Annotated in this window: 21 protein-coding genes and 1 pseudogene; 10 read left to right on the top strand and 12 right to left on the bottom strand. The window is 76.1% G+C overall.

Annotated elements, in window-relative coordinates; genetic code table 11:
- Positions 1 to 92 precede the first annotated feature (92 nt).
- Complete coding sequence (locus ACFUEL_RS16675; RefSeq protein ID WP_380236994.1) at positions 93 to 1,595, bottom strand: SMI1/KNR4 family protein; 1,503 nt, start codon at positions 1,593 to 1,595, stop codon at positions 93 to 95.
- A gap of 207 nt (positions 1,596 to 1,802) precedes the next feature.
- Between ACFUEL_RS16675 and ACFUEL_RS16680 the strand changes: the two genes are divergently transcribed.
- Entirely contained in the window at positions 1,803 to 2,210 is a 408-nt protein-coding gene (locus ACFUEL_RS16680) for an SsgA family sporulation/cell division regulator (protein WP_380236996.1), read from the top strand.
- Positions 2,211 to 2,226: 16 nt separating this feature from the next.
- On the opposite strand, the gene ACFUEL_RS16685 is transcribed toward ACFUEL_RS16680, so the two are convergent.
- The 3 genes from ACFUEL_RS16685 to ACFUEL_RS16695 form a co-directional block, all read right to left on the bottom strand.
- Positions 2,227 to 2,559 (bottom strand): PCC domain-containing protein, encoded by a 333-nt coding sequence (locus ACFUEL_RS16685; protein ID WP_380236997.1) that lies wholly within the window; start codon positions 2,557 to 2,559, stop codon positions 2,227 to 2,229.
- Positions 2,550 to 3,332, bottom strand: coding sequence for a hypothetical protein (locus ACFUEL_RS16690; RefSeq protein WP_380236998.1), 783 nt, complete (start codon positions 3,330 to 3,332; stop codon positions 2,550 to 2,552). Before ACFUEL_RS16690 ends, ACFUEL_RS16685 begins: the two co-directional genes overlap by 10 nt.
- Before the next feature lie 624 nt (positions 3,333 to 3,956).
- Positions 3,957 to 4,598 (bottom strand): fasciclin domain-containing protein, encoded by a 642-nt coding sequence (locus tag ACFUEL_RS16695; protein WP_380236999.1) that lies wholly within the window; start codon positions 4,596 to 4,598, stop codon positions 3,957 to 3,959.
- A gap of 321 nt (positions 4,599 to 4,919) precedes the next feature.
- On the opposite strand from ACFUEL_RS16695, the gene ACFUEL_RS16700 reads away from it, so the two are divergent.
- The 3 genes from ACFUEL_RS16700 to ACFUEL_RS16710 are packed head-to-tail and all read left to right on the top strand — an operon-like array spanning position 4,920 to position 6,987.
- On the top strand, positions 4,920 to 5,507 hold the full coding sequence (locus ACFUEL_RS16700; protein ID WP_380237000.1) for a sigma-70 family RNA polymerase sigma factor: 588 nt from the start codon (positions 4,920 to 4,922) through the stop codon (positions 5,505 to 5,507).
- Positions 5,504 to 6,241 carry an anti-sigma factor domain-containing protein gene (locus tag ACFUEL_RS16705; RefSeq protein WP_380237001.1) on the top strand — a complete coding sequence of 246 codons (738 nt, stop codon included), beginning with the start codon at positions 5,504 to 5,506 and terminating at the stop codon, positions 6,239 to 6,241. The genes ACFUEL_RS16700 and ACFUEL_RS16705 overlap by 4 nt, the downstream gene beginning before the upstream one ends.
- Positions 6,242 to 6,288: 47 nt before the next feature.
- Positions 6,289 to 6,987 carry a HEAT repeat domain-containing protein gene (locus ACFUEL_RS16710; RefSeq protein ID WP_380237002.1) on the top strand — a complete coding sequence of 233 codons (699 nt, stop codon included), beginning with the start codon at positions 6,289 to 6,291 and terminating at the stop codon, positions 6,985 to 6,987.
- A 66-nt stretch (positions 6,988 to 7,053) separates the two neighbouring features.
- Here the strand turns inward: ACFUEL_RS16710 and ACFUEL_RS16715 are convergent, their stop codons facing one another.
- A complete protein-coding gene (locus ACFUEL_RS16715) occupies positions 7,054 to 7,650 on the bottom strand; it encodes an AAA family ATPase (protein WP_380237003.1) in 597 nt (198 codons plus the stop codon).
- Positions 7,651 to 7,747: 97 nt separating this feature from the next.
- Between ACFUEL_RS16715 and ACFUEL_RS16720 the strand changes: the two genes are divergently transcribed.
- On the top strand, positions 7,748 to 8,233 hold the full coding sequence (locus ACFUEL_RS16720; protein WP_380237004.1) for a hypothetical protein: 486 nt from the start codon (positions 7,748 to 7,750) through the stop codon (positions 8,231 to 8,233).
- Positions 8,234 to 8,237: 4 nt separating this feature from the next.
- Here the strand turns inward: ACFUEL_RS16720 and ACFUEL_RS16725 are convergent, their stop codons facing one another.
- From ACFUEL_RS16725 to ACFUEL_RS16750, 6 genes and pseudogenes are all read right to left on the bottom strand, one after another.
- Complete coding sequence (locus ACFUEL_RS16725) at positions 8,238 to 8,984, bottom strand: DUF1295 domain-containing protein (protein WP_380237016.1); 747 nt, start codon at positions 8,982 to 8,984, stop codon at positions 8,238 to 8,240.
- Between the two features lie 56 nt (positions 8,985 to 9,040).
- Complete coding sequence (locus ACFUEL_RS16730) at positions 9,041 to 10,306, bottom strand: class I SAM-dependent methyltransferase (RefSeq protein ID WP_380237005.1); 1,266 nt, start codon at positions 10,304 to 10,306, stop codon at positions 9,041 to 9,043.
- A gap of 170 nt (positions 10,307 to 10,476) precedes the next feature.
- Positions 10,477 to 11,181: pseudogene (locus tag ACFUEL_RS16735) on the bottom strand (DUF1365 domain-containing protein); the annotation flags it as partial.
- Positions 11,182 to 11,324: 143 nt separating this feature from the next.
- Positions 11,325 to 12,662: an NAD(P)/FAD-dependent oxidoreductase gene (locus ACFUEL_RS16740; protein WP_380237006.1), complete on the bottom strand. Its 1,338-nt coding sequence runs from the start codon at positions 12,660 to 12,662 to the stop codon at positions 11,325 to 11,327.
- A 194-nt stretch (positions 12,663 to 12,856) separates the two neighbouring features.
- Positions 12,857 to 13,294, bottom strand: coding sequence for an SRPBCC family protein (locus tag ACFUEL_RS16745; RefSeq protein ID WP_380237007.1), 438 nt, complete (start codon positions 13,292 to 13,294; stop codon positions 12,857 to 12,859).
- Positions 13,295 to 13,410: 116 nt separating this feature from the next.
- Entirely contained in the window at positions 13,411 to 14,424 is a 1,014-nt protein-coding gene (locus tag ACFUEL_RS16750; protein WP_380237008.1) for a MerR family transcriptional regulator, read from the bottom strand.
- Between the two features lie 270 nt (positions 14,425 to 14,694).
- Between ACFUEL_RS16750 and ACFUEL_RS16755 the strand changes: the two genes are divergently transcribed.
- From ACFUEL_RS16755 to ACFUEL_RS16770, 4 genes are all read left to right on the top strand, one after another.
- Positions 14,695 to 15,246 carry a DUF4383 domain-containing protein gene (locus ACFUEL_RS16755; protein ID WP_380237009.1) on the top strand — a complete coding sequence of 184 codons (552 nt, stop codon included), beginning with the start codon at positions 14,695 to 14,697 and terminating at the stop codon, positions 15,244 to 15,246.
- A 34-nt stretch (positions 15,247 to 15,280) separates the two neighbouring features.
- Entirely contained in the window at positions 15,281 to 15,583 is a 303-nt protein-coding gene (locus ACFUEL_RS16760) for a DUF3040 domain-containing protein (RefSeq protein WP_380237010.1), read from the top strand.
- 102 nt (positions 15,584 to 15,685) lie between these two features.
- Entirely contained in the window at positions 15,686 to 16,078 is a 393-nt protein-coding gene (locus ACFUEL_RS16765) for a hypothetical protein (protein ID WP_380237011.1), read from the top strand.
- Positions 16,079 to 16,185: 107 nt separating this feature from the next.
- On the top strand, positions 16,186 to 16,467 hold the full coding sequence (locus tag ACFUEL_RS16770; RefSeq protein WP_380237012.1) for a hypothetical protein: 282 nt from the start codon (positions 16,186 to 16,188) through the stop codon (positions 16,465 to 16,467).
- Between the two features lie 68 nt (positions 16,468 to 16,535).
- Here ACFUEL_RS16770 and ACFUEL_RS16775 read toward each other — a convergent pair whose 3' ends face one another.
- Positions 16,536 to 17,120, bottom strand: a complete 585-nt coding sequence (locus ACFUEL_RS16775; RefSeq protein ID WP_380237013.1) for a TetR/AcrR family transcriptional regulator — start codon at positions 17,118 to 17,120, stop codon at positions 16,536 to 16,538.
- A 141-nt stretch (positions 17,121 to 17,261) separates the two neighbouring features.
- Here ACFUEL_RS16775 and ACFUEL_RS16780 point away from each other — a divergent pair, with 141 nt between their 5' ends.
- On the top strand, positions 17,262 to 17,546 hold the full coding sequence (locus ACFUEL_RS16780) for a hypothetical protein (protein WP_380237015.1): 285 nt from the start codon (positions 17,262 to 17,264) through the stop codon (positions 17,544 to 17,546).
- The last annotated feature ends 185 nt before the right edge of the window (positions 17,547 to 17,731 follow it).

Consider the following 17,731-nt stretch of genomic DNA (forward strand, 5'->3'; position numbering starts at 1 on the left):
GCCCGGGGGTGGTGGCGGTGAAGTCGCCCGGTCGGGCCCGGGGCGCGCGTGACGCCTGCGGCGGGGTGGCGTCACGCGCGCCGGGCGGGTGGTCAGCCTCGCGGGAGGGAGAGCAACTCCCGGGCCCGCTCCCGGGTGATCAGCTCGCCCAGCAGCGGATCGGCCAGCAGCGAGACCGGCGCCAGGTGGTCCGGGCCCGCCGGGCGCCACAGCGGCAGCGCCGCCAGCAGCTCCGACCAGGCCCGCTCGGCGACCTCCGGTGCGATCTCCGGCCGGGGCCGGATGAAGCGGGGGTCGGGCTCCTCCGGGAAGGGCTCGTACCCGGCCGACACCCCGGAGCGCGGCCCCTCGGCCCCGGACCCGTCGGAGTGGAGGGCGTGGTCCGGCGGCAGGACGGTGGGCGCGGTCGACAGCACGATCCGGACCCCCGCGCCCTTCCGGGCCGCCTCCTCGGCGGCCGCCCGCTGCTCGGCCGCCGCCCGCCGCTCGTCCAGGTGCGCGGTGAGCCCGTCCAGCACCGTCTGCACGGCCGCGTCGAACTCCGGCGGGCCGTAGCGGAACCGGAAACCGGGCTCGGCCATCGCCTCGTAGTCGGCGAGCGCCTCCCGCAGCACCCGCGGGCCGCCCCCGCGGAGCTTGTCCAGGGTGTACGGCTCGTGGTCCTCCGCCTCGCGGACCAGCCGGACCAGCAGTGGCAGGAAGCCCTCGGACAGCAGCGGCTCGGCCAGGAACACCTCCGCCTCCTGCCGGTTCCAGGGGACGCCGCGTCGCGCGTTCTCCCAGCCGTCCAGCAGCAGTTGCAACTGCTGGAGCAGCAGGCGGGTCCGCGGCCGGCCGAACTCCTTTGCCTCCCCCAGCAGTTCCAGCGCCAGGTCGAGCTCGCCCGCGAGCGCCGCCCGGCGGGCGCGCTCCACCTCGGCGTCCCAGTGGTCCCGGGTCGGCCCGGCCGGCTTGTCGAGCGCGTGCATGGTGCGCCACAGGTCGCGGATCAGCTCGGCGAAGGACGCGTGGCGCTGCGGCCCGTTGCCGGACCAGGACGCCAGCCAGTAGCCCGCCCACTCGCCGTCCGCGTCCACGTCCTCCGGGTCGAGCAGCAGCACCGCGGCGTCACCGGCCAGGGACAGCCGCAGCGAACGGGCCAGGATCCGGGCCTCGGCGAGCGCGACTTCGTCGTACTCGTCCTCGTCGTCCTCTTCTTCTTCGTCCTCGTCGTAGTCGTCCTCCTCTTCCTCGTCCTCCTCTTCATCCTCGTCCTCGGTCAGGCCGGCCAGCTCTTCCCAGATGTCGATCCAGTGGCGCTCCGAGGTGTCCCGCAGCCAGTCCAACTCGGCGGCGCCGGCCAGTTGCTGGATGAACGGCCCGGCGTCCCGCCAACCGTTGCTGACCAGCAGGAACTCGCGCAGCGAGGGTGGCAGCGGGCGGCCGAGGCGGGCCTCGGCGGCGGCGACCTCGGCCTCGGTGGCGGGGGAGAAGCCGAGCCAGCCGTCCCGGAGCACCTCGGGGGCGATCGGGTCGGCATCGGGGTCGGCCTGCTTGGCCGTGATCCACTCGGCGCTCCACAGCTCCAGGAACTCCCGCCACTGCTTCCGGTCCATGCCCGCTCCACTCCTCTGCTCCGCCGTGATCGACGGCTCCACCCCAACACATCCCACCGTCACCGGACTGGGCCGTTCGTGTGGTGAGCGAAGGGTATCGGTGAAGGTTCTGCGTCGATGTGCGGATCCCCGGGCCCGGCGGGTAGTCGGGCTCGTGCCGTCAGCTTTCGGCACCGCCCGCCGCCCTCTGGAAGGAAGCCGCCCCGCATGGCCGTCGCCACCTGCTGGTCCACCGCCGTCACCCTCCCGCACAGCCCGCACCCCGACCTGGCGGTGGAGGCCGGGCTGCACTTCGACACCTCGCTGCCCTACGCCGTCCGGCTCGTCTTTCCTCCGGTGGGCCGGATCGAGGCCGTGGAGTGGGTGTTCGGCCGCGACCTGCTCAACGAAGGACGCCTCGCCCCCGCCGGACACGGCGACGTCACCGTCCGCCCGGGAGCCACCGGCGAGGTGCTGGTCACCCTGCACGGCGGCACCGGGGAGGCGGTGGTCAGCATCCCCGCCGAGATCGTCACCGGCTTCCTGGTCGAGTGCTACTCCCTCGTCCCGGCCGGCCACGAGCGCGACCACCTGGACGTGGACGGCCTGATCGCCCGGGTGCTGGAAGCCTCTTGAGGTCTCACCCGAGCTTTCAGAGTTGCTGAAGGTAGACGTGCAGGCTGTACGGGCCACCGACCTCCGCCGTCTCAAGGTGCCCCGCCACGGCCTGACCGCCTTCCAGACCGCACGTCACGTGAATGTTCGGAACGCCGTCGCGGATCTCACCGTTTCCGGCGACCTCCGCGAGACGGCCGGAGGTGTGCACCGCTTCCCTGGGATTGTCAGCCTTCATGTTGGAGACCGTGAACGACCGCGCTGCGCCGACGCACGAGACCACTGCCGCGTTCGTGATGCCCCGTTCCTTGACAATCTCCGCAAGCGCCGCCATCGCGTCGCCCCTGTCCCCAAGGATGATCAGTTCCAAGGCCGTTCTCCGTTCAGTCCCAAGCCGATCGCCCGCAAGGTCTCCCTACTGGGCTCCGTATGCAGAGCCCCCACCAGGAGGGCTCGGGCGGCGGCCGAGCCGCCCTCGACAGCCTCTCCCAGAAAGACCGCCGCGCACCAGCGATTCGAAACGTCGTGGGGATCGTGCAGAAGCCGGCCGAGCCTGTGGAGTTCAGCGGCTGGAGCCGCCACCGCCGTGTAGCGCGCGGCATCGGGCCAGGAGAGTCCGAAGGTCCGCCGGGTGAAGCAACGCATGCAGCGTCGGCGGGTCTCCTGGTCATGCCGCATGGACTGCTCGGCCCGCTCGATCAGATCGGGGTGGTGGGTCTTGAACAGGGTGCCCTGCGCATTGCCGCGCAGCAGGGAGGTGGATCCACCGTCCAACCAGCGGACCAGGCGGCGTTTGGTCCCCTGGTCCCGGTCGGCGAGGTTCGCCAGGGCGATCGAGAGATCGTACGGACCGATGTTCCGGGACAGGTACGACTCGTCGCCGCCGGCCACTGCGGCAAGCATGTCCAGCAACTCCGCCTTTCGCGGGCCGGACACGGCAACGCCGTGGGCGGCGTGGGCGGCGCGGCGCTCTGCTCGGGTGGCCCTGGCCTCCTGTTCGAGATCGGCGCTGGGTACTCCCAGGGCCGAGGCCAGCAGCCCGACCCAGTAGTCGCCCGGGACCACCTTTCCGGTCTCCCAGCGTTTTACCTGGTCACGGCCGGGGGTGCCGTCGGGGTTCCCCGACAACTCGCACAGTCGCACGGCCAGTTTCGAGCATGAGTGAGCAGTGGAGGCCCCGAGAAGGGTGCCCGGCCTACGACCAGTGCTCGGGCCGAATGGTGCGGGTCATCTCCGTGCACGCCTTCGGTGCCTTCGTCCGCCCCCTCCGGGGCGGGCGGGAAGCCATTGCGAAGCTGCCGGACCTGACCTCTCCGGAGAGCTGGGCAGATTTCACCGATGACCCCAAGGACGGGACGAGTTGATTCGGAGGGATGCACTGGCGGACGCTGCCGCAGCGCTGGCGGTCCGCCTCACCGAGGCCACCGGTTCCGAGACGCGGATCCTTCGAATGCCTCGAGGCGGGTACCGACTCGAAACCGTCTCGTCCGACTTCGATCCAGTGGTGGTGGACGCCGTCCTGGCCGCTCTGGCCACCGCCGACAGGTACGGCCACTCGTTTCGCCACCAGTGCCACACGCTGTGGGCAGAGCTGTACCCCTGTGCGTAACCCTTGGATCTCTACGGCCGGCCCGGAAGGGGCTCCAAGCCGCCAAGGGGGCCTGATGTGCGACAGGGTGCTGTCAGCACGCCAGGCCGAGACCGTTACCGGTTTCCCGGGCCCGGACGGCCTGATCGCCCGGGTGCTGGAAGCGTCCTGACGGGTGGTCAGGAGGTGGGCATCAGGACGGTGTCGACGATGTAGACGGTCGCGTTGGCGGTCTGCACGTTGCCGCACAGGACCTTGGCGCCGTCGTTGACGGTGAAGTCCTGGCCCGCGCCGTTGACGGTCAGGTCGGCGCCCTCCAGGGAGGGGTGCTTGCCGGCCAGGGCGGTGGGGGAGAGGCGGTCCGGGGCCACGTGGTAGGTCAGGATCTTGGTGAGCTTGGCCTTGTCGGCCAGGACGGCGTCCAGGTCGGCCTTCGGGAGCTTGGCGAAGGCGTCGTTGGTGGGGGCGAAGACGGTGATGTTCTGCGCCGAGTTGAGGGTGTCGACCAGCCCGGCCTGCTTGACGGCCGCCACCAGGGTGGACAGCAGCGGGTTGTTGGAGGCGGCGGTGGCCACCGGGTCCTTGGCCATGCCGCTGAACGACCCGGCGCCGTCCTTCGGCACGGCCGCGCAGGCCGCGCCGAACGGGCCGTCGGCGACGGTGGCGGGGGACGCGGGGGACGCGGCGGCGGGGGAGGACGGGGCCGGGGCCGCGCTGTCGGCGGCGGAGCCCGAACTGCTGCACGCGCCCAGGGTGAGGGCCAGCGCCCCGGCGGCGCACAGGGCGGCGAACGGGCGGGAGCGGTGCAGGGAGATGCGCATGGAAGTGCCTCTTCTGGAAGGTGACGTGCGGAAGGAAAGGGCGGAGCGTTTCCAGCGCGGCGCCGACGGTGCCGGGCCGGTACCGGGCGTCCTGCTCGCCCACGTCCGGCATTCGGCGGGGGGCGGGGCCCGGATTGGTGCGAGTTGCGGAGAAGCGGGCGCGTGAAACGGTTCGGCGGCGCGGGCAATCCGGACGGGCGACCGTGACGAACAGGGGTGCAGTCGTGTTGTCGAGTCGTCGCGGCCGGGAGTTCCGGCCGCCGTAGGGGAGGCCCAGGTGCCCGTGGTGCAGCGCAGCAACGTCCGTGGCGGGGTGGCCGGATGAGCCACCTGGTCTCACTCGCCCCGCCCCGCCGACCCGGGCCGGACCTGCGGGAACTGCTCTCCCGGGTGGTGCGCGGCGACCAGGACGCGTTCGCCGCGCTCTACGACGCCGTCGCCGGGCCGGTGTTCGGCCTGGTGCGGCGGGTGCTGCGGGACGCCGCCCAGTCCGAGGAGGTCACCCAGGAGGTCCTGCTGGAGGTCTGGCGCACCGCGGCCCGCTACCGGGCCGAACGCGGCGAAGTCCTGCCCTGGGTGCTGACCATCGCGCACCGGCGCGCCGTCGACCGGGTCCGCTCCGCGCAGGCCGCCGCCGACCGCGACCGGCGGGTCGCCACCGCCACCCACGGCGGCAGCCCGTACGACGAGGTCGCCGAACAGGTCGAGGGCCGGCTGGAGCGGGAACAGGTGCGGCGCTGCCTGCGAACGCTGACCGAGCTCCAGCGGGAATCGCTGACCCTCGCCTACTACCGGGGCTACAGCTACCCCGAGGTCGCCGAGGTGCTCGGCGCACCGCTCGGCACCGTCAAGACCCGGATGCGCGACGGACTGATCCGGATGCGCGACTGCCTGGGAGTGAGCGCGTGAACACCCTCGACCCGCACACCCTCACCGGCGCGTACGCCACCCACGCGCTCGGCCCCGACGAACGCGACGCCTTCGAACGGCACCTCGACCACTGCCCGTCCTGCGCCCAGGAGACCGCCGAGTTCGCCGCCACCCTGGCCCGGATCGGCGCCGCCGAGGCGGTCACCCCGCCCGCAGCGCTCAAGGACCGGGTCCTGGCCGCCCTCCCCGGCGTCCGGCAGGAAGCACCGCCGGTCGCCCGCACCGCCCCCGCTCGCGGCCGACTCGCCCGCCACGCCACGAAGTTCGCCCTCGCGGCCTGCCTCGCCCTGGCCCTCGGCGCCGGCGCGGTCGCCGTCCAGCAGCACCAGGAGGCCGAGCGGGCCCGCGGACCAGCAGCGGCCCGGGACCCCCAGCAGCAGACGGACACCGCCCTGCTCACCGCGCCCGACGCCCGTACCGCGACCGCCAGCACCCCCGCGGGCGGCACCGGCACCGTCGTCTGGTCCACCACCCGCGGCCAGGCCGGCTTCCTCGCCACCGGCCTCCCCGCCCCGGGCCCCGGCCGCACCTACCAGCTCTGGTACGACGACGCAGGCACCATGCGCCCGGCGGGCCTGCTCCCCGCCGGCAGCGGCACCCTGCTGCTCACCGGCCCCCTCGACGGGGCGGGGGGCGTGGGCGTCACGCTCGAACCGGCGGGCGGGTCGGCGCATCCGAGCGGGGCACCGGTGCTGCTGCTGCCGTTCAGCTGACGAGGTGGGAGCCGGGCGGTGTCGGTGCCGGTCGTTAGGCTGCGGCCGTGACCGACACCGCCCGGCTCGACCGGTTCCTCGCGCTGGTGGTCGATCTCGACTCGGACCACGAGGAGTTGGCCGCCGCGACGGCCGAACTCTCCGGGGCGGGGGACGTCGCGCTCGTCCCGCCGCTCGAAGCGGCCCTCGACCGGGCGCTCGACGAAGGGGCCTTCCACGCACGGGACTTGATCGGCGAGGTGCTCGCGGGCATCCGCGGCCCTGCGGCCCTGCCGGTGCTGCTGCGGGCCTCCGCCCGGGACCTGGGGGACGACCAGGACTCCTTCAGCACGCTGCTGGTCGAACTGGCCCGCGCCGATCCGGCCGCCGCCCGGGAGACCGTTCGGCCGCTCCTGGCGGAGCCGGACGCCGCGCTGCGCGCCACCGGGGTGTGGCTGCTCGGGTTCGCCGCGCGGGAGCAGGAGTTCCCGCTGCTGGCCGGGGCCGCCGCCGACCCGGTGGAGCGGCTGCGCCGCGTGGCGGCGGGCGCGCTCGGACCGCTCACCGCCGGGGTGCCGGAGGCGGTCGAGGTGCTGGTCGGCCTGTTGGACGACCCCGCTCCCCGGGTCAGGATCGCGGCGCTCTCCACGCTGGGGTACGCACGCCAGGCCCGGGTGCTGCCCGCGGTGCGCCGGCTGGCGGCCGACCAGGACGAGAACGTGCGCTCCTGGGCGGCGGTCGCGGCGGGGCGGATCACCGGCGGGTGAGTCGGCGGCGCGCCAAGTCGCCCGGAGAACGGCGGGGTTGACGCTTTTCCGGTTGCGTCGGAGGTGTCAGGCGAAGGAGAAGCGCGCGGCCGCTTCGGCGGGCGTGGCCGCCTGGCGGCGTCCGGGGACGTCGTGGACGGCCGTCGCGCCCTCGGCGCGGAGCTGGTCGGCGCCGGCGTCCCGGGCCATGACCGCCGCGTAGGCGTGGACGTCGTCGGCGGTCAGGTCGGCGCGGCCCCGTTCGGTGAACTGCTCGAGGAGGCAGTCGAGGCCCGGGTCGAAGCGGAGCACGGTCACCGGGGCGTCGAAGCGCCCGGCGAGGGCGATGAGCCGTGCGCGGGCCTGCGGGGTGACGTTGGTCGACTCGGCGACCGCGCTGCGTCCGGCGGCGAGCCGGGCGGCGATCCGGCGGTCGCGCTCTTCGAAGACCCGGGCGTCCGCCGCGTCCGACTCCGCTTCCGAGGGGGACGCAGCGCCGAAGAGTTCCGCCCGGATCGCGTCGCTGGAGACCACGGCGTCCGGGTCGATCCGGCCGGCCGCGATCAGGGCCCGGACGAAGCTGGTCTTGCCCGAGGCCGGGGGGCCGACCAGGACGACGAGACCGGTCGGCACCTGGACGGTCGGCACCTGGACGGTCGGCGGTTCCGGCGGGTTCTTCGGCACCGTCCCATTCTGCCGGGTGGCGGCGGTGGTGGCGGTGGCGGCGGGGTCCGGCTGGGGAAATCGGGCTGCGGGCTGGTCGGCCGGGCAGCATGGCGGGATGCCGGATCTGTACTGGGACGACGTGGCGGACTTCTTCGACCCCGACCTGATGGGTGCGCTGCCGGACGTGTGGGTGGAGGGCACCACGGTCGAGGACTGGCAGGCCGTGTTCGACCTGGTCCGGTCGAGCGGATGGGCGTGGGAGTACCGGGAGGGCGACGTCCCGGGGCCGCTGCCCCCCGCGGCGCAGGTGCTGGCGCGGCCCGCCGGCGCGGTGACGGTCGATCTGCGGGTCCGGCCGGTGCCGGACGTGCTGGTCATCTTCCGTCCGGGCTCCGACGACGGGATCGACTTCGACGTCGACCTGCGCGAACTCCAGGGCCAGCGGGGCGTGGACGTGCTGTGCCGGTTCCTGGCCGCGGTCGGACGGGGGCTGGGCAGGCAGGTGGTCATGACGGCCGAGGGCGACCACGGGCATCCGGTGCTCGGGTTCGATCCGGCGGCCGACCGCGTCGTGCTGATGGCGGACCCCCGGCTCGGTTGACCGGTCAGCGGGCGCGGCGCGGCGGTAGCGGCAGGAAGGGGCTGGTGCGGGCCAGGTACTCGGACCAGCCGGGGCGGTCGGTGGTGGCGAGGTGGCGTTCCAGCATGGGCTTGCCGCTGCCGAAGGCGAGCAGCCAGGTCATCAGCAGCGGGCTGCCGACGAGGGCCCAGCCGATCGGGTGGTCGGCGGCCAGCAGGAACAGGCCCCACCAGACGCAGGCGTCGCCGAAGTAGTTGGGGTGGCGGGTGTACCGCCACAGGCCGCGGTCCATCACCCGGCCGCGGTGGGCCGGGTCGGCCTTGAACCGGGCGAGCTGGGCGTCGCCGACGGCCTCGAAGAACAGGCCGACCGCCCAGAGCGCGGTGCCCGCCCAGGCGGTGGCGCCGGGCGGGTCGGGCAGGTACTGGGCGGCCAGCACCGGGAGGGCGACGAACCAGACCAGGGCGGCCTGCAGCAGGTAGACGATCCGCAGCGCGTACCGGGTGCGGGCCGGGCCGGCCGGGGCCTTGGCGAGCATCCGGGCGTAGCGGGTGTCCTCGGGCAGGCCGCGGGCCCGCCACCACAGGTGGGCGGCGAGCCGCAGGCCCCACACCGCGACCAGGACGGTGGCCAGCGCCCGGCGGCCCCCGTCGCCGTACCCGGCGGACAGCCCGTAGCCGGTCAGCGCGACGGCGGTGAACGCCAGGCCCCAGGCCACGTCCACGCCGCGGTGGCGGCCGGTGCGCACGCCGACCGCGAACGCGGCCAGCATCACCAGCAGGGCCGCCCCGGCGGCGCAGGCCGCGCCGGTGCCGAACGCGGCGGCGTTCACCGCAGGCCGTCGCGGCTCAGCAGCACCTGGTGGACGTTCAGGTAGCCGGAGCGGAACCCGGCCTCCGAGTAGGCCAGGTACAGCTCCCACATCCGGCGGAACACCCGGTCGAAGCCCAGCGCCGCGACCTGCCCGGCCTCGGCCGTGAACCGCTCCCGCCACAGCCGCAGCGTCTCGGCGTAGTGCGGCCCGTACGCGTCCGCGCTGTCCACCCGCAGCCGGGTGTGCGCGGCGGCGGTGTCGGCGATCGCCCGCAGCGAGGGGATCTGCCCGCCGGGGAACACGTACTTGAGGATCCAGGTGTACGTGCCGCTGCTGGCCAGCATCCGGTCGTGCGGCATGGTGATGGCCTGCAGGGCGACCCGGCCGCCGGGGGCGAGCAGCCCGTCCAGGGCGGTGAAGTAGGCGGGCCAGAACGGGCGTCCGACGGCCTCGATCATCTCGCAGCTGACGATCGCGTCGTACGAGCCCCGGGCCTGCCGGTAGTCGCACAGCCGGACGTCGACCCGCGCGGACTGCCCGGCGTCGGCGATCCGGCGGCGGGCCAGCGCGAGCTGTTCGGCGGAGAGGGTCAGGGTGGTCACCTCGGCGCCGCGGGCGGCGGCGCGCAGGGCGAGTTCGCCCCAGCCGGTGCCGATCTCCAGCAGGCGGGTGCCGGGGCCGACCCGGGCCAGGTCGAGCAGCCGGTCGATCTTGCGGTGCTGGGCGGGCACCAGGTCGGCCCGGCGGGTGGCCGGGGACGGGTCGGAGAACACCGCCGAGGAGTACGACATGGTCGGGTCGAGGAACAGCGCGAACAGCTCGTTCGACAGGTCGTAGTGCCGGTGGATGTTGTGCTGCGCGTTGTCCGCGGTGGACAGCTCCGCCGCCGGGGGCCGCCGTACGTACAGCCGGCGCAGCAGGCCCGCGCCGGGCGGCACCAGGGTCTCCGGGCGGGCGGCCAGCGCGGTCAGCAGGCCGGCCAGGTCGGGGCTGTCCCAGTCGCCCGCCTGGTACGACTCGCCGAAGCCGATCAGGCCGCCCGCGCCGACCCGGTGCAGGAACGCCCGCGGCCGGTGCAGCCGCAGCACCGGCGCCCCGGGCGGGGCGGCCAGCAGCGTTTGCCCGCCCGGGAGTTCGACCCGCAGGCCGCGGCGGGCCGCCGCCCGGCGCAGCAGCCACCCGGCCGCCGCGGCCCGCAGCGGGGCGTGCGGCACCCGGGCGACGTCCGGCCAGCGCGCCGGGTCGACGGCGGGCGGGAGGGGGGCGGTGGTGGTGGTCATGCGGGCGGGGCCTCTCCGGTGCGGGGGCGACGGCTGTCGCCGGGGGGACGGCTGTCGGGACGGGGACGGGGGCGGGGACGGCTGTCGGGGCGGCCGGCGGGACGGGTGCCGGGGCGTCCGGTCGGGCGGCCGGTGGCCCGGTCGGTGGCCTGACCGGTGGCCTGGCCGGTGGGCCGGGGGTGGACGGGCAGGCCGAGCAGCCACAGGCGGATGCCCTGGGTCCGGATCCGCAAACTGACCAGGAAGGTCGCGAACGGGTGCCGCAGGACCGTCCCGAGCAGGGCGGCCGGGCCCGCCGGGCGGCCGGTGCCGGTCACCGTGGCGGTGAACGCCCGACCGGCGGGCAGCTCCAGCCGGACCGCCAGGTGCAGCCGGTCGTCCGGCTCCGGGAGCAGCAGGCGGTAGTGGCCGTCGAGCGGCAGGAACGGCGAGACGTAGAACGCCTTGGCGGTCTCCGCGCTCCCGGCCGAGTCCGGCCGCAGCAGGTAGCGGTGCCGCTCGCCGTAGGTGTTGTGCACCTCGGCGACGGTGCACAGCGGCGCGCCCGCCGCGTCCCGGCACCAGTACACCGTCAGCGGGTTGAACACGTGCCCGAGCGAGCGGGCCTGGGTGAGCATCAGCACCCGGCCGCCGCCCAGCTCCAGGCCGTGCGCGGCGAGGTGGCGCTCCAGGTCGCCCCGGACGGTGGGGGAGCCCGCTGTACGGCCGGGGCGCCGGTCGAGGACGTGGTCCCGGGGCAGGAAGCGGGCCAGCGGGCGCAGCGGCCACGGCAGTACGGGCAGCCGGTCGAGGTCGACCAGCCACAGGTAGCCGCGGTGCCGGAAGACCCGGCGCGGCGCGGCCCGTACGTGCGTGGTGCGGGTCTCGTACAGCACCGCGCCCCACCGGCCGGGCAGTGCGGCGTGCGGCGCGGCCGGGGTGTGCGGCGCGGCCGGGGTGTGCGGCGCGTGCGGGGCGCTGTGTCGCGCGTGCGGGGCGGTGTGCGGCGCGGCCGGGCTGTGCGAGGGGTCGTTCAGGCTCACGGGGCGACCGCCGCGAGGAGCCGGTCGGCGGCGGCCAGGCCGGAGCGGCAGCCGTCCTCGTGGAACCCCCAGCCGTGGTAGGCCCCCGCGAACGCGGTGCGGCCGGTGGCCAGTTCGGGCAGCCGCTGCTGGGCGGCGACCGTGCGGGCGGTGTAGACCGGGTGCTCATAGACGGTGCGGGAGACCACCAGCGGCTCGGCGACGGGGGCGCGCTCCTCCTCGTTCAGGGTGACCAGGTAGTCCTCGGCGCCGCCCAGCCGCAGCAGCCGGTTCAGGTGGTAGCTGACCCGGACCCGGTCGGAGGGCGCGTCGCAGCCCGGCATCCGGTAGTTCCAGGAGGCCCGCGCCCAGGCCGCCCGGGGCAGCAGCGAGGCGTCCCGGTGCAGCACCGTCGGGTTGCGGGAGTAGGTGAACGCGCCCAGCACCTCCTGCTCGGCCCGGGTCGGGTCGGCCAGCAGTCGCAGCGCCTGGTCGGCGTGGACGGCGACCACCACCGCGTCCGCCCGGCTGCTCCGCCCGTCCGCGGTGGCGACCGTGACGCCGTCCGGGTGCCGGTGCACCGCGCGCACCGGCGCGTCGCGGTGCACGGTGCCGGCGTGCGCGGCCAGGTGGGCGGCGATCCGCTCCACGTACTCCGCCGAGCCGCCGACCACGGTGCGCCAGGTGGGCGAGCCGGTGACGCTCAGCAGGCCGTGGTTGGCCAGGAACGCGAACAGGTAGCGGGCCGGGTAGTCGCCGGCCAGGTCGGGCGCGCAGGACCAGACCGCGGACACCACCGGCGTCATGAAGTGCTGCACGAAGTACGCCGAGAAGCCGTGCCGGGCCAGGAACTCGCGCAGGCTCGGACCGCTCGTGGCGTCCTGGGCGTCCTGGGCGTCCTGGGGGGCCTGAGCGCCCTGGGCGGCCTGGGTGCCCTGGTCCGGCTCGGCCAGCAGGGCGCGGGCCAGGCGGTGGAAGCGCGGCACCTCGGCGAGCATCCGCAGGTACCGGCCGCGGGCCAGGTTGCCCGGCGTGGCCAGCAGCCCGGAGGGGCCGCGGGCGCCCGCGTACTCGAGGCCGCAGCCCGCGCAGGAGACCGACATGCTCATGTCGCTGTCCTGCGTCCGCACCCCCAACTCGCCGAACAGGCGCACCAGTTCCGGGTAGGTGCGGGTGTTGTGCACCAGGAAGCCGGTGTCCAGGGCCAGTTCCCGGCCGTCCGCGGCCGTGGTCCGCTGGGTGTGCGCGTGCCCGCCCAGCCGGCCGTCCGCCTCGAACAGCTCCACCACCACCCCGGCCCGCGCCAGCGCGTACGCCGCGCTCAGCCCCGCCACCCCCGCACCCACCACGGCCACCCGCCGCACCGGCGCCCGACGGCGCGGCGGCGGCGGGACGGACCCCCCGGTGGAAACGGTGCCGAGTGTCGTCACGTGCGCCCTCCCGTTGCTCCCGGGCCGCCCTCGGCGGCCCCACGCCCCCCATTCGGCGCCCCCGCCCGCGCGGATTGCTCCGAACGGGCAACCCGCCCGCGGCCGTCCCCGACCCGCCGTCAGAGCCGGTCCAGCACCTCGGGAAGCCGCCGCTCCACCCCGTCGGCCAGGCGCTCGAACTCCCGCCGCAGGAACGGCTCCGCCAGCCGGGCCAGGCCGTGGAAGCGCAGCCGGGCCCGGTAGCGCACCACGGCCCCGGCCCGGTCCGGGGCCGGGTCCACCAGGATCTCGTCCGAGGCCGTGACCGTCCGGTTGCGCCCGACGAACACCAGCCGGTCCGACTCGCGGGACACCAGCTCGTACACCAACTCGGTCCGCCGCCCCCGGAACACCGACACGTTCCGCCACCGCGCCCCCGGCCCCGGCCCACCCGCCCCCAGCCGGACGCACTCCACGGTGCCCGGGTCCCACTCGGCGGCGTGCGCGAAGTCCGCCAGGTACTCCACCACCTCGCCCGCCGGGCGCACCGTCCGCATCTCCCGCACCACCTCGATCACCGGAACCTCCTCGCTGACGGGACGACGAAAGACATGACGAAGGCATTCGGAGCCGCGCCCGCGACGGATGGGGCCGGGCGGGGGCGGGTGAAGGGTGGGCAGCCGGAGTTGCCGGGTCAGCGGGCGACGGCTCGGGCGGCCAGGTCCAGGGCGGCCGCCAGTGAGCGCGGGACGGCGGCGGCCGCCGCGGGGCCGGTCGGGCCCCAGCCGGGGCCGGCGGCCAGGACGACCGAGCCTGCCCGCGCTCCGCGCCGGCCCCAGGCCGCTTCGGCCACCAGCCGGACCAGGCGCTCCTCCGCCGTTCGCGGGGTCTGCGACCACAGCAGCACGGCCGACGGCCCGATCCGCCGCTGGGCGTCCAGCAGTGCCCGAGCCGGGACGGCCGCGCCCAGCATGCGCGACGGCAGGCCGCGTTCCGCCGCCCCCGCCGCGACCGCCTCCAGCGGCAGGCTGTGCTGCTCGCCGGGCATCGCCGCGAGCAGCACCGGCGGGCCCGCCAGGACCGGGACGGCCGGGCGCAGTGCCACCGAGCGCAGTACGGCCGACACCTGCCAGGACAGCAGGTGCTCCACCTCGACGTACCGCTCGCCGTCCGCCGCCCACCGGCGGCCGGCCGCCCGCAGCGCCGGGGCCATCACCTCCGTCCAGGCGCGCACCGTGCCGAGGGACCGCACCGCCTCGTCGAGGAGGCGGGCCACCTCCGGCGCGTCCAGCCGCAGCGCCGCGCGGGCCAGCCCGCGGCCGGCCGGGCGCTCCCCGTCCGCCGGAGGGGGCGGCTCGGGAGCCGGAGGACGGGGGCCGGGAGCCGGAGGGCGCAGCTCAGGGGCCGGAGGACGCAGCTCGGGGGCCGGGAGGTGCGCAACGCCGTCGGCGCCGGGCGGGCGGCCGTCGCCGGCCAGGGCGACCCGGGCGGCCTCGCCCGGCGGGAGGCCGCGGGAGGTCAGCCGGCACATCGCCTCCAGCAGCGCGACGTCCCCGGCGTGCCAGCGGCGGTGCCGGCCGGGCTGCCGGTCCGTCGGGCCGATGCCGTACCGGCGCTCCCAGGAGCGCACCGTGGTCGGCGACACCCCGAAGAGCCGCGCGACCGCGCCGGTCGGCAGCCCCGGGTCGGTGCCGGGGGTCGTCCGCATCAGGGCCTCCGGAAGCAGGTGGACGGGGACGGGGGGACGGTGGACGGGAACGGCTGGGCGGGAGCGGGGACGGTATGCCACGAGTGTGCGGCCCGGTGGCCCTCGCTGTCCGTTCGCAGCGTTGGTGCAGCGGTTGTCCGGCGGCCGAGGGCCCCGCGAAACGCTGCACCAGCGCTGCGGGAGGACGCGCACCCTCCCCGCGGCGAAACCTTTCCGGGAGGAGGGGTAGACGCGGCGGGCCCGGCCCGCCGCTCCGAGAGGAGAACCGCCATGGGACCCCACGACCCGCCGACCGCCGACCGCCGGCTGTCCCGGATCCATCGCCTCGGGGCCGGCCTGTGCGGCCTGGTGCTGCTGGCCTTCGGCGCCCTCGGCCTCGCCGACGGCCTGCCCTACTTCGGGACGCGGGGCGAACGCGTCGCCGGACTCTCCAGCAACGGCCTGCTCAGCACGGTCTCGATCGCCGCCGCCGCCGTCCTGCTCGCCGCGGCGCTGGTCGGCGGCCGCACGGCCTCCACCGTCACCATCGCGGTCGGGACGCTGTTCGTGCTCAGCGGCTTCGTCAACCTCGCGCTGCTGGACTCCCCGGCCAACCTGCTCGCCTTCCGCGTCCCGAACGTCCTGTTCAGCTTCGTGGCCGGCCTGCTGATCGCCACCTGCGGGATGTACGGCCGGGTCAGCGGCGGCCTCCCGCACGACAACCCGTACTGGCTCCGCCGCCACCCGCAGGCCGCCCCCGGCGCTGCCGCACTGCCCGGTGCGACGGCACTGCCCGGCGCGGCCGCCGCCCGGCGGACCGCACTGCCCGGCGATCCGGGCTGACCCCCCACCCCGTCCCCGAGAGGCGGCAGACCCGATGGACACCCGACTGACCGCGCGGGAACGCGTCCTGCTCGCGGAGATCGAACACCACCTGCGCCGGACGGACCCCCGGCTGGACCGGCGGCTCGACCACGCCCCCGGGGCCGTCGCCCGGCTCGCCCACCGTCCGCGACCGCTGGTCGCCGCCGTCGCCCTGCTCTGCACGCTGACGGCCGCCGGCGCCCTGTGGGCGGGCGCGGGCGGCCCGCAGTCGCTCGCGGCCGGTCTGCTCGCCGGCGGGGCCGCACTGCTGGGCGGCTTCGTGCTGCGGAGACTGGCGGGGATGCGTCTCGGCTGACGGGGATGCGCCTCGGCCGACGGGCGCGGGCCCCGTTGCACCCTGCGGTGGAACCGGGCGGGCGGGCCGTGACCCCGGCGGGGGCGGGCAGTTGGACCCGGCGTGACAGAGCCTGCGCATACCAGCCCGCTGCCCGTGGTCCGCCTCCAGTGGACGCTGCTGCAACCCCTGCTGGCCGCCCTCTCGGACGCCGGAGTGCCGCTCCGGCCCGGGGACCTGGACCAGTTGCAGCACGCCGCCGCGATCGGACCGGAGTTCGCCCACGCCCTGGCCCGGTGGATCCGCACCGCGCACGCCACCGCCGAGCCCGCCCGCACGCCGGACGGGATCCGCACGCTCGCCCCGCGTCCCGAACGCCCCGCCCTCGGCGCCCCCGCCGCTCCCGGCGTGTCGGCCCCCGGCGTGTCGGCCCCCGGTGCGTCCGCGCCCGGTGCGTCCACCCCCGCGCCCGCTCCCGCCGCCGTCCCGGAGCGGCGGGCGCGGCACGCCTCCTGAGCCCCCGCCAGGGGCCCCTTCGCCCGGCCCGCCCGGTCCGCCCGGCCACCCGAACGTTCCGCCCGCGTAACCGTCGCGGGCCGTGACCCGTTGGACGGAACATGCCCGTGATCAACGAACCGCGCCGCCCGCAGGGCGGGCACCCCACGCCGGCGCCCCCGCGCGTCCCCGAACCGGCCGAGCCCCACGGCCGCCCCGCCGGGCCCCCGTCCGTCGGGCACCAGGCCGCCGCCCAACTGCTCGGCCTACGCGAGGTCGTGCTGCCCGCCGCCGTGGTCGCCGCCGCCGACCTGCTGCTCGGGGACGCCCTCGGCAGCGACGACCCCGTCACCCGGGAGGCCGCCGCCGCCACCCGCGGCCGGCTGCGCGCCGCGCTGGGCCAGGTCTGACGCTCCGGGGCCGGGGCTGACGTCCCAGCGCCGGGTCTGACGGCTCCGGGGCCGGGGGCCGGGCCGGGCTACGGGGTGGCCGCCCGGGCGCGCAGCCCGTCCAGGACGACGGTCAGCGGACGGTCGTCGGGGGTGTGGCGGCGGGCCTGGGAGGCGCCGGCGAGCAGGGCGACGACGTCGCCGACGGTGACGTCCGCGCGCACCGCCCCGGCCTGCTGCGCCCGGTGCAGCAGGCCGGCCAGGGCCCCGGCGACCTCCGCGGCGACCGGTGCGGTGGTCTCCTCCTGGTCGACGCCCAACTCGGCCAGTGCGTCGACGAGTTCGAGCTTGCTGGCCGAGCCGCGGACGGTGGCGGCGAAGAAGTCGAAGAAGGCCGCCCCGGGGTCCGGTGCCTCGGCGTGCGCGCGGGCTTCGGCGGCGATCCGGGTGAGCCGTTCCAGGACGAGGGCCCGCAGCAGCGCCTCCTTGGTCGGGAAGTGCCGGAAGACGGTGCCGACCCCGACGCCCGCGGCTCGGGCGACCTCCTCGGTGGAGGCGGCGGTGCCCCGTTCGGCGAAGACCTGTTCGGCCGCAGCCAGGACCCGCGCGCGGTTGCGCTGCGCGTCGGCGCGCAGGGGGCGGGGGGCGTTCACCGGCACCCCCTGGGCGTTCACCGGCACCCCCTTGAAAACGGAGTGGCCAGTCCGTATCGTCGAATCGGAGTCACGAGTCCGATTCTAGGGGCGGCAGGTCCGACGTGCTCCACCGCGGTTCCACCACGGACCGCGGTTCCACTACGGAGGGGCGAGACCGACATGTGGCAGGCAGTACTGCTCGCGTTCCTGGCCGGGGTGCTGGGCGCGAACGCGTCCCCCCACTTCGCCAAGGGCGTCACGGCGGAGCGGTTCCCGACGGTCTTCGGGTCCTCCCCGGTGGTCAACGTGCTGGCCGGCTGGGCCGGGCTGGCGCTCGCCGGGCTCTGCCTGCTGGGCGCGCACCCGGTGCGGCACCCCGGCGGGGTGCTGCTCGGCCTGGTCGTCGGCGCGCTGCCGATGGCCCTGTTCCACGCCACGGGACGGACGGTCGGCGTCCGCGACTGAACCCCGCCCCCTGCGCCCGGACCGGTCCCGGGCGGCGGCGCGTCGCCGCTCGCGCGCCGCCGTTCGCGGTCCGGTCCGGGCGCCGCGTCACCTCCGGGACCCGCCGGCCCGGTCGGACGGGTGGCGGCCGTCCGGGGTCGGCAAGGTCCGCGCCGGTTCCCCCGGGCCGCCCCGGCCGGTGCCGG

Origin of the sequence: Kitasatospora sp. NPDC057198 (assembly GCF_042670125.1) — a bacterium.
Classification (GTDB): domain Bacteria; phylum Actinomycetota; class Actinomycetes; order Streptomycetales; family Streptomycetaceae; genus Kitasatospora.

Bases quoted from the DNA above. Each gene is read 5' to 3' on its own strand.
- ACFUEL_RS16675 (WP_380236994.1), bottom strand. From the start codon at position 1,595: ATGGACCGGAAGCAGTGGCGGGAGTTCCTGGAGCTGTGGAGCGCCGAG.
- ACFUEL_RS16680 (WP_380236996.1), top strand. From the start codon at position 1,803: ATGGCCGTCGCCACCTGCTGGTCCACCGCCGTCACCCTCCCGCACAGC.
- ACFUEL_RS16695 (WP_380236999.1), bottom strand. From the start codon at position 4,598: ATGCGCATCTCCCTGCACCGCTCCCGCCCGTTCGCCGCCCTGTGCGCC.
- ACFUEL_RS16700 (WP_380237000.1), top strand. From the start codon at position 4,920: ATGAGCCACCTGGTCTCACTCGCCCCGCCCCGCCGACCCGGGCCGGAC.
- ACFUEL_RS16720 (WP_380237004.1), top strand. From the start codon at position 7,748: ATGCCGGATCTGTACTGGGACGACGTGGCGGACTTCTTCGACCCCGAC.
- ACFUEL_RS16725 (WP_380237016.1), bottom strand. From the start codon at position 8,984: ATGCTGGCCGCGTTCGCGGTCGGCGTGCGCACCGGCCGCCACCGCGGC.
- ACFUEL_RS16730 (WP_380237005.1), bottom strand. From the start codon at position 10,306: ATGACCACCACCACCGCCCCCCTCCCGCCCGCCGTCGACCCGGCGCGC.
- ACFUEL_RS16750 (WP_380237008.1), bottom strand. From the start codon at position 14,424: ATGCGGACGACCCCCGGCACCGACCCGGGGCTGCCGACCGGCGCGGTC.
- ACFUEL_RS16755 (WP_380237009.1), top strand. From the start codon at position 14,695: ATGGGACCCCACGACCCGCCGACCGCCGACCGCCGGCTGTCCCGGATC.
- ACFUEL_RS16760 (WP_380237010.1), top strand. From the start codon at position 15,281: ATGGACACCCGACTGACCGCGCGGGAACGCGTCCTGCTCGCGGAGATC.
- ACFUEL_RS16780 (WP_380237015.1), top strand. From the start codon at position 17,262: ATGTGGCAGGCAGTACTGCTCGCGTTCCTGGCCGGGGTGCTGGGCGCG.